This window comes from Shewanella atlantica, from assembly GCF_003966265.1.
In the GTDB taxonomy this organism is placed as follows: Bacteria; Pseudomonadota; Gammaproteobacteria; order Enterobacterales; family Shewanellaceae; genus Shewanella; species Shewanella atlantica.
This window is the reverse complement of record NZ_RXNV01000019.1, coordinates 38355-53581: the sequence shown is the minus strand read 5'-3', so window position 1 is coordinate 53581 and position 15227 is coordinate 38355. Positions and strand designations below refer to the sequence as shown.

At 44.2% G+C, this 15227-nt stretch carries 13 protein-coding genes and 4 tRNA genes; 14 read left to right on the top strand and 3 right to left on the bottom strand.

Translation table 11 applies throughout. The annotated features are described in order from the left end of the window. Nucleotides 1–35: 35 nt before the first annotated feature. From EKG39_RS21535 to EKG39_RS21520, 4 genes are all read left to right on the top strand, one after another. Nucleotides 36–111 (top strand) — tRNA-Glu (locus EKG39_RS21535). Nucleotides 112–213: 102 nt separating this feature from the next. Beyond that, nucleotides 214–289: transfer RNA gene (locus EKG39_RS21530), tRNA-Glu, on the top strand. A gap of 102 nt (nucleotides 290–391) precedes the next feature. Then, nucleotides 392–467: transfer RNA gene (locus EKG39_RS21525), tRNA-Glu, on the top strand. Between the two features lie 40 nt (nucleotides 468–507). Beyond that, nucleotides 508–583 (top strand) — tRNA-Ala (locus tag EKG39_RS21520). A gap of 323 nt (nucleotides 584–906) precedes the next feature. On the opposite strand, the gene EKG39_RS21515 is transcribed toward EKG39_RS21520, so the two are convergent. Then, nucleotides 907–2736 (bottom strand): ABC transporter ATP-binding protein, encoded by a 1830-nt coding sequence (locus EKG39_RS21515; RefSeq protein WP_126508048.1) that lies wholly within the window; start codon nucleotides 2734–2736, stop codon nucleotides 907–909. 174 nt (nucleotides 2737–2910) lie between these two features. On the opposite strand from EKG39_RS21515, the gene EKG39_RS21510 reads away from it, so the two are divergent. The 8 genes from EKG39_RS21510 to EKG39_RS21475 all read left to right on the top strand — a co-directional run bounded on the left by EKG39_RS21510 (nucleotide 2911) and on the right by EKG39_RS21475 (nucleotide 12299). Continuing rightward, nucleotides 2911–4446: a DNA-3-methyladenine glycosylase 2 family protein gene (locus EKG39_RS21510; RefSeq protein WP_126508047.1), complete on the top strand. Its 1536-nt coding sequence runs from the start codon at nucleotides 2911–2913 to the stop codon at nucleotides 4444–4446. Beyond that, on the top strand, nucleotides 4443–5069 hold the full coding sequence (locus EKG39_RS21505) for a methylated-DNA--[protein]-cysteine S-methyltransferase (RefSeq protein ID WP_126508046.1): 627 nt from the start codon (nucleotides 4443–4445) through the stop codon (nucleotides 5067–5069). Before EKG39_RS21510 ends, EKG39_RS21505 begins: the two co-directional genes overlap by 4 nt. Before the next feature lie 139 nt (nucleotides 5070–5208). After that, nucleotides 5209–6507 (top strand): DEAD/DEAH box helicase, encoded by a 1299-nt coding sequence (locus tag EKG39_RS21500; protein ID WP_126508053.1) that lies wholly within the window; start codon nucleotides 5209–5211, stop codon nucleotides 6505–6507. Between the two features lie 92 nt (nucleotides 6508–6599). After that, the gene (locus EKG39_RS21495) at nucleotides 6600–7070 is read left to right on the top strand and encodes a dual specificity protein phosphatase family protein (RefSeq protein WP_126508045.1); all 471 of its coding nucleotides are present in this window, start codon (nucleotides 6600–6602) and stop codon (nucleotides 7068–7070) included. Nucleotides 7071–7232: 162 nt separating this feature from the next. Next, nucleotides 7233–8756, top strand: coding sequence for a phospholipase D family protein (locus tag EKG39_RS21490; RefSeq protein WP_126508044.1), 1524 nt, complete (start codon nucleotides 7233–7235; stop codon nucleotides 8754–8756). 93 nt (nucleotides 8757–8849) lie between these two features. Further along, nucleotides 8850–9737: a chemotaxis protein CheV gene (locus tag EKG39_RS21485; protein ID WP_126508043.1), complete on the top strand. Its 888-nt coding sequence runs from the start codon at nucleotides 8850–8852 to the stop codon at nucleotides 9735–9737. 396 nt (nucleotides 9738–10133) lie between these two features. After that, nucleotides 10134–11357, top strand: coding sequence for a serine/threonine transporter SstT (sstT, locus tag EKG39_RS21480; protein ID WP_126508042.1), 1224 nt, complete (start codon nucleotides 10134–10136; stop codon nucleotides 11355–11357). 540 nt (nucleotides 11358–11897) lie between these two features. Next, nucleotides 11898–12299 (top strand): hypothetical protein, encoded by a 402-nt coding sequence (locus tag EKG39_RS21475; RefSeq protein WP_126508052.1) that lies wholly within the window; start codon nucleotides 11898–11900, stop codon nucleotides 12297–12299. Nucleotides 12300–12404: 105 nt separating this feature from the next. On the opposite strand, the gene EKG39_RS21470 is transcribed toward EKG39_RS21475, so the two are convergent. Continuing rightward, nucleotides 12405–13061 (bottom strand): RluA family pseudouridine synthase, encoded by a 657-nt coding sequence (locus EKG39_RS21470; RefSeq protein WP_126508041.1) that lies wholly within the window; start codon nucleotides 13059–13061, stop codon nucleotides 12405–12407. A gap of 101 nt (nucleotides 13062–13162) precedes the next feature. Further along, complete coding sequence (locus EKG39_RS21465; RefSeq protein ID WP_126508040.1) at nucleotides 13163–13756, bottom strand: acyl carrier protein phosphodiesterase; 594 nt, start codon at nucleotides 13754–13756, stop codon at nucleotides 13163–13165. 160 nt (nucleotides 13757–13916) lie between these two features. On the opposite strand from EKG39_RS21465, the gene EKG39_RS23475 reads away from it, so the two are divergent. Both EKG39_RS23475 and queA read left to right on the top strand, forming a co-directional pair. Further along, complete coding sequence (locus tag EKG39_RS23475) at nucleotides 13917–14078, top strand: hypothetical protein (protein WP_185817680.1); 162 nt, start codon at nucleotides 13917–13919, stop codon at nucleotides 14076–14078. Between the two features lie 71 nt (nucleotides 14079–14149). Next, complete coding sequence (gene queA, locus EKG39_RS21460) at nucleotides 14150–15187, top strand: tRNA preQ1(34) S-adenosylmethionine ribosyltransferase-isomerase QueA (RefSeq protein ID WP_126508039.1); 1038 nt, start codon at nucleotides 14150–14152, stop codon at nucleotides 15185–15187. The last annotated feature ends 40 nt before the right edge of the window (nucleotides 15188–15227 follow it).

The following is a 15227-nucleotide window of genomic DNA, read 5'->3' as shown; positions in this document are numbered from 1 at the left end:
AGTATTCACTCTTTGCAGAGTCTAATGCAGTCCGGGTCCCCATCGTCTAGAGGCCTAGGACACCGCCCTTTCACGGCGGTAACAGGGGTTCGAATCCCCTTGGGGATACCACTTTTTCAAATAATCAGATTTCGGTCTGGTTATTCAAGCGTTAAACCTTAGCCTACAGGGTTTAACGAGTATTCACTCTTTGCAGAGTCTAATGCAGTCCGGGTCCCCATCGTCTAGAGGCCTAGGACACCGCCCTTTCACGGCGGTAACAGGGGTTCGAATCCCCTTGGGGATACCACTATTTCAAATAATCAGATTTCGGTCTGGTTATTCAAGCGTTAAGCCTTAGCCTACAGGGTTTAATGAGTATTCACTCTTTGCAGAGTCTAATGCAGTCCGGGTCCCCATCGTCTAGAGGCCTAGGACACCGCCCTTTCACGGCGGTAACAGGGGTTCGAATCCCCTTGGGGATACCACTTTTTCAAAATTTCATGCTTATATTCCAGTGCATGAAATGGGGCCTTAGCTCAGCTGGGAGAGCGCAACACTGGCAGTGTTGAGGTCAGCGGTTCGATCCCGCTAGGCTCCACCATTTTCTTATTGTTAGTTTGATATAAATTAACAAGAGACATGAAACCACCTTAGGGTGGTTTTTTTGTGACTAAAATTGGTGCCATACAGTTCATCTACCTGCGAACATAGAGTCTGAAGAAATCCTGAATACAGTTAGAGGGGATGGAGCTGCGTAGGCAATAAACTACTTTGCTTGCTGGCTGAAATCTGCATACCTATGGCCATTGGTATCATCAGCATTTATTGTTCGTCTACAGAGCTTTGACTTTCCGTCTAATGACGTTAGCCGTTAATAAAAAACCACCCTAACGGTGGCTTTTAAATTGTTAGATTAATGGCTTATCAATCGACCCCTAAAAAACCTCCGGTTTGATGCGCCCAAAGCTGAGCATAGATCCCCCCGGATCGAATTAACTCATGATGAGAGCCCTGTTCGACAATTTCCCCCTCATCGATGACAATAAGCCTATCCATTGCTGCAATCGTCGATAATCGGTGCGCAATAGCTATTACTGTCTTACCCTCCATCAATTGATATAAACTCTCCTGAATGGCCGCTTCTACTTCTGAGTCCAGAGCTGATGTTGCCTCATCGAGTAAGAGAATGGGGGCATTTTTAAGTAAGACACGTGCGATAGCGATACGTTGACGTTGACCACCGGATAGCTTTACGCCACGTTCTCCAACTTGCGCATCTAACCCTCGATTACCTTCCGGATCACTAAGAGTTTGAATAAACTCGTAGGCTTGAGAGTTTTTAATCGCTTTGAGTAGCTCCTCTTCACTCGCATCGGGGTTGCCATAAAGAATATTCTCACGAACTGAGCGATGTAGGAGAGAGGTGTCTTGCGTCACCATACCTATATGCGCGCGCAGAGAATCTTGCTGTACGTTTTTAATATCTTGTTTGTCTATTTGAATCGAGCCTTGTTCGACATCATAGAAGCGCATTAACAAGTTAACCAGTGTCGATTTTCCAGCGCCGGAACGGCCGACTAGGCCAACTTTTTCGCCGGCTTTAATATTCAGATTGAGATTATCTATGATCCCGCTGTTTTCGCCGTAATGAAAACTAACATTGGCAAAATCGATACACCCTCGGGTAACCGTGATTGGCTTCGCATCGATAATATCTTCAATTTCAGTGGGCTTGGATAAGGTGTTCATACCATCGGTCACAGTGCCGATATTTTCAAATAAAGAGCTTATCTCCCACATGATCCATTGGGACATACCATTGAGGCGAAGAGCCAGGCTGATTGCGATAGCGATGGCTCCTACGGTAATCGCACTGCTCGTCCACAACCAGATAGAAACTGCAGCTATGGTAAATGCGAGAAGATAATTAATCACTTGTACGCTGACATTAATGCCTGTAACCAGTCTCATTTGACGATAAACAGTATTCAGAAAAACTTTCATGCTGCCTTGAGCATACTCAGCTTCTTTTTGCGTATGAGAAAAGAGTTTTACCGTTGTGATATTGGTATAGCTGTCTACAATTCGCCCTGTCATGGTAGAGCGAGCGTCGGCTTGCTCCGTTGAGACCTTCTTCAGCTTAGGTAAAAACATGACTTGCAGGCCGATGTATAGCCCTAACCAGATAAGCATAGGGGCCATTAGCCTTAGATCCGCATTTGCAATCATGACTAGCATAGAGGTGAAATAAACCAAAATATATACCAGAACATCTAATAGCTTTGTCACAGTCTCCCTGACAGCCAGAGACGTCTGCATAACCTTGGTTGCAATTCTTCCTGCAAAATCATTTTGGTAGAATGAGACACTTTGTTTGAGCAGATACCTATGTGCTAACCAGCGGATCGACATGGGATAATTTCCAAGTAGCCCCTGATATACAATTAAGGCGTGCAGGAGAATAAGGCTGGGAATGATGACTAACACCAACACAGTCATCCCAATTAGCTTCTGACCTTCCTTTTCAAATAAGGTTTGAGGATCGTTAGCGATTAGCATATCGACTAACTGCCCCATAAAACCGAATAGTGAAACCTCTAAAATTGCCAACGTTGCGGTTAAAATAGACATAAGGACAAGAGGAAGTTCAAATCCTCGGGTGTAATGCCGGCAAAATGCATATATTCCTTTCGGGGGTTGTATCGGTTCTTCTGAGGGCAGGGCGTTGACCCAAGATTCGAATCGTTTAAACATCTATGTTCTCAATGATTATTTTTGCTAACTCTGTCGTTAGCATATAGTAAAAATAAACATTAGGTTAACATTGCTGTTTTTTGTAGAGTTCCGTTTTCCGCTAGTTTAGATGGTGGTTATTAAGTAAAGTAACACTTTATCAAATTACAAATTATGGATTAGGCCAGCTTAACCATGGACCATCACCTCGATACTTTAACCGTCGAATCTTGCCGAAAAGCGAGACTATCAAAAGATCCCCGTTTCGATGGCCAATTTTTTGTTGGCGTGATCACTACGGGGATTTTTTGTCGCCCTATATGCCCTGCAGTATCGCCACAAGAGAAAAATGTCAGGTATTTTGATTCTGCAATTCGAGCAGTGAATGCTGGATTAAGGCCCTGTCTGCGCTGCCGCCCTGATAGCGCGCCGGATTCATCAGCATGGAAAGGGACACAAACAACAATCGAGCGAGCCTTGAGATTAATAGATGCCGGGGTTATGCAGGGTGATGAAGGATTGAATATAGAGGCCTTGTCGGAAAGGCTGGGGATCGGTAGCCGATATTTACGCCAGTTATTTAATAAGCATTTGGGAACATCGCCTAAGAAATACGCACAATTTCGTCAGCTTATGTTTGCGAAGCAACTATTACATCAAACAGATCTACCTGTGATTCAAGTCGGCCTGGCTGCAGGCTACACCAGCATGAGGCGTTTTAATGAAGTATTCAAAGAAACCTTACAGTTAACGCCAACAGAGCTAAGAAAAACAAGAGGTAATAAGCAACCTCTCGTAGTGAAGGAAGCCTGCTCAGACAGAGGTCTTTGCTTAAGTTTACAGTTGTCATATCGGCCCCCCCTGAATTGGAGTCACCTGTCTGAGTTTTACCAATTGAGGATGGTGGAGGAGATGGAATGGCAGAGTGATTCATTGAGTTATGGACGAACTTTTGAAATCGGTACGGCGAGAGGTTTTTTTGAGGCGGTACATGATCCCTTAAAAAATAGATTCATGGTCACGATTCATCTGTCAGACGCACAAGATTTAGTATCGCTTAAGGATATTGTCATGCAGATCCGTAGGTTATTAGATCTCGATGCGGATATGGATAAGATACAGAGCTCGCTCGCATCAATCTCTCTTATAAGCAACCAGATAAAAGAGGGGCTTAGATTACCCGGCACCTGGTCTGCTTTTGAAGCTGGTTGCAGGGCGATTTTAGGGCAGCAGGTCAGCGTTATTCAAGCCACTAAGTTGCTTAATCGCATGGTAGAGGTCAATGGAGAGGTGTTGTGCCTTTCGGGGCGGACGCTTCGTATGTTTCCTACTCCTGATAAGCTTGCCAAAGCCAATTTGGATGAGCTTAAGATGCCTGGAGCAAGGAAAGCCGCGATCAATGCTTTTAGTTTATATGTGGCCACGAACCCGGATGCGGATCTTGATCAATGGTTAACCATTAAAGGCATAGGCCCCTGGACTGTAGCGTATGCAAAAATGCGCGGATTAAGCGATCCCAATATTTTGTTATGCACAGATCTGGTGGTTAAAAAGAAACTACTTAAGATGTATGAACTGGAAAAGTTATCAGGGAAGACAAAAAAGTCAGGTTGTCACCCTGAGCCAATGTCGGCAGAGGCGGTTGATTACGGCGCATTGACCGAGTCACTTCGTCAGCAGGCTACGCCCTGGGGCAGTTACTTAACCTTTCAACTATGGAGTCTGACATGACAGCACTAATGACTAGCAACACTGAACAGCAACCAACTCAGAAGCATAGTGTTGCTGAGGAAGCTGGACTCAATACCGGATCTGTACTTGTTAGCTTGCCGGACAAAGAGAAGGTTGTGCCGCTTGCATCGAAAACCTTTTCAACTCCAGTGGGTGAATTGCTCATTAAAGCAAATCAGTATGGTTTAAGTCACTTAAGCCTGACTGAGATGGATGAAGCTTTATGGGTAGATGAGAGTCATCCTTCACATCTTGATGCTGCCGGATACCTGTCCCAAACGGAGCTCGAAATCCGGCAGTATTTTTCTGGCTCTCGCGAGGTTTTTTCTGTGCCATTAGCGCCTCAAGGTACGGAGTTTCAGAAGCAAGTTTGGCAAGCCTTGCTTGAGCTCAGCCATGGTGAATATTGTAGTTACAGTGATATCGCGCAGAAGATCAATAGACCCAAGGCAGTTAGGGCTGTGGGCGCTGCAAATGGGGCAAATAGAATTGCCATCATTATTCCTTGTCACCGAGTAATAGGGAAAAATGGCCAGCTGACAGGTTATGCCTATGGAATAGATATGAAACGACAACTGCTTGGGTTGGAAGGCAATACTGACCGGAAAACTATTCTGTTTTAACCCTGGTCTGCCAATGAACACTTAGTGTTTGCTCTGTGTCCCATTCTACCAATCTAGATAACAGCAAAATATAAGCTTTATAGGTGAATTTAGCGTAGAATATGTGCCATATTTATTTTATGGCACTCATCCCAAACCTATGACACAAGCTCACTCTTCACAAACATCACAGAACGTCACCTTCGAACAATTAGGATTAATCCCTGAATTACAGGCTCGTTTAACTGAACTTGAGTATGTGACTCCTACACTGGTTCAAACAGGAACTATAGCTGCGGTTTTGGAAGGAAAAGATGTGTTAGCGGGGGCTATCACAGGTTCAGGTAAGACAGCTGCGTTTGCATTACCACTGATACAAAGACTGTTATCAAAACAATCTACCTCTGTGAAGGGAAACCAAATTGGGACATTAGTTCTGGTTCCGACTCGTGAGTTGGCTCAGCAAGTTGCCGAAAGCTTTAAGAGTTATGCAAAACTGATTAAACCTAGAGTTAAAGTTGAGGCAGTGTTTGGTGGTGTTTCAGCCAATACCCAAATGCTTGCGTTGAGAGGTGGGGCGGATGTGCTTGTGGCAACGCCCGGGCGTTTGCTTGATCTGATGTCGAACAATGCCGTGAAGCTTGGCCAAGTGGCCTCTTTAGTCCTCGACGAAGCCGACCGTATGTTAAGTCTGGGCTTCGAAGAAGAGTTAACGGAAATTCTGGCCAAGTTACCTAAACAAAAGCAAACTCTACTCTTTTCGGCTACTTTCCCTGAAGAAGTTAAGATATTGACTGACAAGTTGTTATCGTCTCCGGTAGAGGTTCAGCTTCAAAGTGAGGAAGAGAGTACGCTGACACAACAGGTATACACGGTTAACCGGAACCGTAAAACAGCATTACTGGCGCATTTGATTAACGAGAATGATTGGCGTCAAGTCTTGGTTTTTGCCAGTGCTAAAAATACCTGTAACCGTTTGGAACAAAAGCTGGAAAAGGCTGGCATTGCGGCGCAGGTTTTTCATAGCGATAAGGCTCAAGGAGCTAGAACCCGGGTATTAGAAGGGTTCAAAAATGGCGAGGTCCGTGTATTAATAGCTACCGACATCGCCGCGCGTGGTATAGATATTGAAAAGCTTCCCGTTGTTATTAATTATGAACTGCCTAGAAGCCCTGCTGATTATATGCATCGGATCGGCCGAAGTGGACGGGCTGGAGAAGCCGGTCTGGCGTTATCTTTAATTTCTCATGATGAGTACCATCATTTCAAAGTCATAGAGAAAAAGAATAAGTTTAGGTTAGAACGAGAGCAAGTTGTTGGTTTTGAAGCCTCTGAAGAAGCCCCGCTCGATTGCCCATCCAGAGAGATAAAGCCAATGGCGGCACCCGAAGGTATGGGTAAGAAAAAACGTAAGAAAATGCCTAAGGTCAATGCTGACCTTTGGGCCAAAAAGTCCTGATTTATTCGTTAGATATATGGTGGAAGCTCCACCTTATATTTGAATTATTTTGATCAATGTCATTAATAGTCAATTTGTTATAGGTAGAATTTATGCAGCATCTATTTTGGTTAGTTGAAGACAAAATTGCGGGACGTAGTGGGCCTAACAAGGAAGCGTGGGATCTCAATGAAATTAAAAGTTCAGGTATCGGGGCTATACTCTCTGTAAATGGTGGCGAGGCTTGTGAACCTGACGCATTTACTGAGGCGGACTTGGCGTATGCGTGCATCCCTTTTTCAAGTAATGTACCGCCTAAAGAGGAAGATTTAGGCTTGTGTGTCGAACAGCTCCCCAAGGCTTTGGCCTTTATTCGTGAATGTGAAGTTAACAATATGCCTGTTATGATCCATTGTCGCTCAGGTAAAGACAGAACAGCCTTGTTAATGGCTTATTATTTGATGGAAAATGGGGCTGCGCCTCTTCATGCCGTCAGCCAAGTTCGTGCGGCGAGGGATATTGCTTTTAGTGCCGAAGGTTGGGATCAGTTTGCTTTCGATGTGCTTTACGCATTACAGGAATAAAAAAGTTATCAGATAATTCATGTCATAATCTCTACGCTGAATAGGTTGAGACCAGCAGGCTTTTTGAGGAGTAGGTTTTGAATGGTAACCTATTTGATAAATAGGCTTTTGATAAGTAGGCTTCTGATTAATAGACTTCTGATTAATGGGTATTGGAATGGCATGAAAAGTAAACCCCTTGGCTGTTGGGCTGCTTTTTTCTGTCTCGTATGCTTATCCGCCTGTGGCTCTTTACCCGATTTTGGAGATAAAGAGCCAAGTTATAAATTACCTGCTTCATCAAATGCCAACCTGGTTCAATTTACCACTCCCCTCATCGTTAACCACCCGGCCCAAACTGGTGTCGTTCCCTTAACTAATGGGCTCGATGCATTTATAGCAAGGCTGGCCATCATCACTGCAGCAAGTACAAGCGTCGACTTGCAGTATTATATTTATCGACCCGATGAGACGGGTAAGTTACTCGTTTGGCATCTACTGGATGCGGCAGAGCGAGGGGTAAGAGTTCGTATCTTACTCGACGACTTGACGACCAAAGAGTTAGATCGCGGTTTGATGTTGCTCTCGAAGCACCCCAATATTCACATCCGCCTTTTTAACCCTTCATCTTCGAGAGCGTATAGAGGCCTTGAGTTTATTACCGGTTTTTCGCGCATGAATCATCGCATGCATAATAAGTCTTTGACCGTGGATAATTCGGCGACCGTTGTCGGTGGACGAAATATTGGCAACGAATATTTCTCAAATAATGAAGATGTTGATTTTGGTGATTTTGACCTGCTCGCGATAGGGAAGGCGGTTGACGAGGTATCTAATCAATTCGATCTGTACTGGAATGCTGAGGTCACAGTGCCTATTGAAACGCTATCGGACAAAAGTTTTAGCGAAGAGGAGCTTATCGATGCCGATGAGTCCTATCGGGCCGAACGCTTAGCCTTCGAGACGAACGAGTATCTGGGGCGCCTGGAGTTGAGCCTATTTTTAGAAGAGCTCAGGGAGCACAAACTAAAGTGGTACTGGGGCAAGGCTGAGGTGGTGTTTGACCCTCCGCAGAAGGCCCAGAAAAAAGATGATCAGTTGTGGCTACTTTCAGACTTGTCTAAATTCCTTGAAAGTGCCAAAGAGGAGGTGATGATAGTTTCTCCTTACTTTGTGCCAACGGCGCAAGGTACTCGAGATTTGGTGGCGGCATCCCAAAGTGGTTTAAGCGTTACTGTGGTTACCAATAGTTTAGCGGCTACCGATGTGCTGGCCGTTCACGCCGGATATCAGGGATACCGTAAGGCCCTACTCGATGGCGGAGTTAAAATATTTGAGGTGAGAGTCGACCCTGAGCATAGACCCTCAGGATGGATGGGTAGTTCACGCACAAGCCTCCATGCTAAAACTTTTATCTTAGACAGAAAATCAATCTTTGTTGGTTCATTTAACTTCGATCCCAGATCGGCTTGGATAAATACCGAAATGGGGATGATATTTCATCAGGTTGAATTTGCTGATGGCGTTGTCACCGCAATTGAGACAGGCCTTAAAGAGTCTGCCTTCAGATTAGATATTGAAGAGGGAGAACTTGTTTGGTTTGATGATTTAAGAAGCGAAAAGCTTCACTCTGAACCCGGTGCGGGGTTTTGGCGAAAGTTTATGGCCGATTTTATTTCGCTATTCCCTTTTGAATCACAACTTTAATGACTATCCGCCCAGCCTTTGACCGTCGTCATCTTGTTTTTGCTGTGTTAGGGTTATACTACAACTAATATTAATATTTTATTTGGTACGAAAATGAAGAGTAAGGCCAACCAATCACAAGGCTTATTGCTTTTTCGTCTGTCTCATAGACAACTATTCGCCCTGGGCACGCTAAAGATCAGGGAGCTAGTCCCCTATACTCCTTTAAGTGTCATACCTCAGTCTCACCCCACTATCTTAGGGGCTGCGACCATCCGTGGTAATACTATTCCTGTTATCGATATGGCGGCAGCGGTTGGCTATCCCTCTCTTACAGATGAAGAGTTGAAATCCAGTTATATTGTCATCACCGACTGCCAGCGAATGGTTATCGGTTTTTTGGTTCGCGCTATCGATAAAATTATTGAATGTAACTGGAGAGATATTGAATCTCCTCCAAATAACTTGGGTCCCAATGCCTATTTGACCGGAGTGACTCGCTTCGATGACCAATTGGTACAATTACTCGATGTAGAACTCCTACTGTCCAAAGTATTCCCACCAAGCCCTGAGATGAATCGAGCTATTTTAACCGATGTCCAGCGCGAGAAACTTAAGCCCTTGAGTATTCTGTTAGTCGATGACTCCAAAGTGGCCCGTAAGCAGCTTTCTGATGCCTTAGATAGCATCAATATTCCTTATCAGGTGACCTCCGATGGGCGTGACGCGCTCTCTATCATGGAGAAAGCGGCAAATGAGGGAACGCCTATCGATCTGCTGGTCAGCGACATTGAGATGCCGGGGTTAGATGGCTATGAACTCGCTTTTGAGGTGAAAAATACGCCCGCGTTGGACTCCGCCTATATTATCTTGCATACATCGCTCTCAAGTGAGATCAGCGTAAGTCAGGCTCATCAGGTTGGTGCGAATGAGGCATTAACTAAGTTTGATGCCCATGAGTTAATTAGTGCCATGCTACGAGGCGCAGAGTCCAAAGAGTAGGTGCTCACTTGAACTAACTCCGACAATCAGAGGCAGCAGCTAGGGAGTCATGGCTTTTATGGCTAATGACTTCTCGATGTTGGAGGGAGTTTTAGAGGCTTTGCTGGGGCGAACTGTCTCGATTATCTGTGATAAAAATTGAATCTCTGACAGGTTTAGGATTTGTGGCAAAAAGCCTTGTGAGCAAGCTTGGGTATATAGCTTGTTACCATTATGCTACAAACGGGTAATTTAGTCGGCTATTTCCACACTATGACTAGACATCTTAAGTGAGTTTAGTTAAAACATCTTGTTAAGAAATATTAATTATACTTATCTCTTCGATTAGTTTACGGCACCGCTTTGAAGGTGCCAGAAGCTAACAAGCTACATATTATAATAATGACAGGCCAATCAATGAATCAAAAACAATCTTTATTAGCCAGACTGGCTAATGGCAGCTTAGTGCTGCAAATCCTATTTGGGATAATTGCTGGTATTGCACTGGCGACAGTTTCAAAAGATTCCGCACATAGCGTTGCCTTCTTGGGTGAGCTGTTTGTCGGTGCTTTAAAAGCAATTGCGCCTATCTTAGTGTTTATCTTAGTCGCGGCTTCAATCGCGAATCAGAAAAAAAATGCTAAGACTAATATGCGCCCAATCGTTGTCTTATATCTGTTTGGTACCTTTGCCGCGGCGATGACCGCTGTACTTCTTAGCTTTACTTTCCCGATCACCTTAGTTCTGGCAACCGGCGCCGAAGGGGCCACACCTCCGGAAGGAATAGGTGAGGTGATTCACACTCTACTCTTCAAGCTAGTCGATAACCCGGTCAATGCGGTTATGACCGGTAACTACATCGGAATTCTAGCTTGGGGCGTAGGCCTTGGTTTGGCTCTTCACCATGCCAGCGATTCTACCAAGCAGGTATTTGCCGATGTGAGCCATGGTATTTCACAGATGGTTCGTTTCATTATCCGTTTAGCGCCTATCGGTATTTTCGGACTGGTTGCAGCAACATTTGCGAAAACAGGCTTCTCTGCTATTGCAGGTTATGGACAATTGTTAGCAGTTTTACTCGGTGCGATGGCTATCATTGCCCTTGTAGTTAATCCACTGATTGTTTTCCTGAAAATTCGACGCAATCCATATCCGTTAGTATTCACTTGCCTACGTGAAAGTGGCGTTACCGCGTTCTTCACTCGTTCCAGTGCGGCAAATATTCCGGTGAACATGGCACTTTGTGAAAAATTAGAGCTTCATGAAGATACCTATTCCGTATCTATCCCATTGGGTGCAACTATCAACATGGGAGGGGCGGCTATCACGATTACCGTGCTGACTCTCGCAGCCGTTCATACCATGGGAATTCAAGTTGATATTCTCACCGCAATTTTACTCAGTATCGTTGCTGCTGTATCGGCCTGTGGCGCCTCAGGGGTTGCCGGGGGCTCACTCCTGCTTATTCCTCTTGCGTGTAGTCTATTTGGCATCTCAAATGATGTTGCTATGCAAGTGGTTGCTGTTGGATTCATCATCGGTGTTATTCAGGACTCAGCAGAAACGGGTTTAAATAGTTCTACAGACGTACTCTTTACCGCCGCAGCTTGTGAAGCCGCAGAAAGAAAAGAGACTGTATAAGCTTAATCTATAGAAAGTCCCCGGAGTATAGGCTCCGGGAACTCTCTTATGCTCCACTGTTTTAAAGACAGTATCACACCATCATACCTTTGCTTTTCTCAACCAGTACTCTCAGAGATTGACTCATGAGTCGACCTATACATTGGTACTGAGGGGAGACATATATTGTGTCCCAACTCCTCATCGCTATATCAGTAACAATTAAAAATGGCTGAAACTCCTTTCTGACAGATAGAACCGTCTTAGATGAAACTTTAGCCATTATCTTTATGCCGATTGGTATAAAAACAGGTCTGAAAATATTCATTGACCTATACTCATCGGATGAATTAGGTAAATTAATTCATATTGTCTAAAGTAATGCATATAAAGTGATTTAGATCGCGTTTTTATTTTATGCATGCGATACACTTTTTAATGAATTGTTTAGCTAAGTCGCCATAAATCCGATTTAGCCATATGGTGCTTGATAGATAGCACCATGGCTCGTAACCGTCACAAATATTTAACAAAACACATTTCGATGGAGTTGAATTGAAAATGGATTCAATGGCTGAAGTCATACAAGATGAATGTAGTCAAACTGAAAGTCGAGAATTACTCGAGGTGATTAAAATGTCAGTATTTGAAAAGCGACAACGCTTAAGTTGGCAAGAAAAGGATGTGGTCAGTCGAGAAGTGGTTGGTAGGTGGATAGATGATCGTCATTGTGTGGGAGACAAGATCACACTTTACCGCCAAGGGGAGAAAGTTTTTCTGGAGACCTGGTACAGCGATGGTTGCCACAGTTTAGATGAAATGATGAGTACTCAAACTGAGGATGGGTTGAAATTAGAAGATAAAGGCGGGAATATTTTCGGAGAGTACTTCCTGCTATCGGCAGAAAATCATTTACGTTTTTGTAACTCTAGCGAGTGTTTCTATACCGCTAAAGCGGCTTAAACTCGCATCGCTCCAGATTCTGTCTTTAAAAATTGATATCCATAAGACCAGAAATGGTGCAGCCTGGTCTTATATGACTCATCATCTGTAATGAGGTTATGATCATTAACTAAAAGGGTGAGCGCTACTGAAGGTCATCGCCTTGCCCGAATAGGGGTGAGTAATGCTGAGTGACATAGCATGGAGGCAAAGCCTCTTTGAAGCCGAGATAACTTTTTCATCACCGTAAAAATCATCGCCTAAAATTGGGTGGCCAATTGCCAGCATATGTATGCGTAGCTGATGCGTACGTCCCGTTACAGGCTTTAACTCAACTAATGTGCTGCTTTGTCTACGCTCAAGCACCTTAAAATATGTTTTCGAGGGTTTTCCATCCTGCGCAAGTTGTTGCAGAGGAGGCCGCTCAGTATCGGGTTTCATAGCAAGTTCGATTACTCCTTCCTCATCTACGATATGCCCCTGTACCTCTGCGATATAGGTCTTCTTACTCATCCTGTTTTGAAATTGTGTCTTGATGTTAGATTCAGCTTTCTTGTTAAGTGCAAACACCATAATGCCAGAGGTTGCACAGTCCAATCTGTGAACCAATATCGCTTCTGGATAACGCTGAAGAAGACGGTTGATTGCACAATCGAAGGTGTTCGCAGCTCGGCCTGGGTTTGAGAGTAAGCCAGAGGGTTTATTAATGACTATTATATCTCTGTCTTGATATCGAATATCTAACCAAGGGATAGAAGGGGGGGTATAAGTAAATATCTGCATGAAATCTCCTGTTGCGGAGAATTCTAGCAAAAAGTGGCCATATTGAGAATGAGTAAACGAGGAGTTTTGTTGCTAATTGCCAGGGGCTGAGCCCCTGAGAACTATAAGTATTCGGCCGGTGTGTTTCGTGTCCAGATACGGCTGTATGCCATTAATTGAGGGTAGAAGGTTCTAAAGGCTATCTCAATTTCGATATCCAAAGATTTTACCGCAGCGGTTGCGCCGTTAAATATCTCAGGTTTTGATACTCGCTTGGCCACAGACTCGATGCTTTTGTTTAGCCCCTCTCGACTCTTATAGGCTACCAGCCAGTTCTCGCTTCTAATTCTGGGTGCAAGGCTCTGAAGCTTTTCGGGCAACCCTTCACAAGCGTCGATGGCATCATAAGCTTTGCGAGCGAACTCTTTTAGACTGGCATTATGGTATTCGTCCCAGTACTTAGCCAACATGTGGTCAAAAGCTAAATCGATCAGTATGGGAGCGGCTCGCTTGAGTTGTTTAGGGAATTTCGACTCTAATTCTTTAGTGAGCTCATGGGTATCGGTGAGTTGGTCTATCTGTCTGTGTAGCCAGATACCTTGCTGCAGATGCTTGGGGAATCTCTCTATGCTTCCTTTTGCGAAGTCGCCAGCTAAATTGGCGGCCAGACTCGTTTTACTATTATCGGCAAGATGTAGGTGTGCAAGAAAGTTCATGATGATTTGCTAATTTTCTTGGTTAAAACTCTATTTTCACGTTATCATGTGCATCGATGCTAAGAAAGCCTTTCTCCCACTTTAATTGAGATTATGGTTATTTCTTAAGGATGTGCATCACTCAATATATTCTCATCAATTATCGGTTTAAGGATCAAGGATGATGTGGAACTGGTTATCTAAGTTTTTTGGAAAACAAGAACAAACTCAACGCAAACGCGTACGGGTCGATATTCCCTATGAGCAGCACAGTTATCGTAAGGAAGATTTTGACATCGATGAGAATAGTGTGACGATGAAAGAAGATAATATCAGGAACTAATCCATATACCTTGATCTTCTCGGTCTCTGCAAATAGACTAGCGCCCGATTCATGCTAAGTAGAGACTAACCATGCGCGTTACTGATTTTTCATTTGACCTCCCTGACGAGTTGATTGCTCGTTATCCTATGGCAAACCGGACCTCTTCGAGATTACTTTCATTAGATGGTAATACCGGCCAGCTGGCCGATAATCAGTTCACCGATATTCTGAACATGGTTAATCCTGGTGATCTTATGGTGTTTAACAACACTCGGGTGATACCTGCGCGTCTCTTCGGTCAAAAAATAACGGGTGGTAAGCTGGAAATTCTTGTTGAGCGTATGCTTGATGACAAGCGAATTTTGGCTCATGTAAGATGCTCTAAATCCCCTAAAGTCGACACTATCATCTGTTTAGATGGCGATTATGAGATGAAAATGCTCGGTCGTCATGATGCATTATTCGAACTTGAGCTGCAATCAGATAAGACGATTTTGGAAGTACTCGAAGAAGTGGGGCATATGCCGTTGCCTCCTTATATCGACAGACCCGATGAAGATGCCGATAAAGAGCGTTACCAAACAGTTTACAATCAAAACCCCGGTGCAGTTGCGGCGCCTACGGCGGGTTTGCATTTCGATGACGTTCTATTGAAGGCATTAGCCGAAAAAGGTGTGGATACCGCGTTTGTAACTTTGCATGTTGGAGCGGGAACATTTCAACCTGTAAAAGTTGATAACATTCTTGAACACAAGATGCATTCTGAATGGGCCGAAGTTTCACAAGAGGTTGTCGATAAGGTTGCGCAAACTAAAGCGAATGGCAAGCGTGTTATTGCCGTTGGTACAACCTCGGTACGTTCATTAGAGAGCGCAGCTAAAGCGAGCGAAGGTGAACTAAAAGAGTTTTGCAGTGATACAGATATCTTTATCTACCCGGGATATGAGTTCAAAGTTGTCGATGCTATGGTGACCAATTTTCATCTGCCTGAGTCGACATTGATCATGCTACTCAGCGCCTTTGCCGGTTTCGATGAGGTAAAAAACGCCTATCAACACGCGATTGCTCAAAAATACCGCTTCTTTAGCTATGGTGATGCCATGTTTGTGACTAAAAAAGCGAACTAACGGCTAAATTTGGTTTAAAATACCCACCCATTGAAGAGGT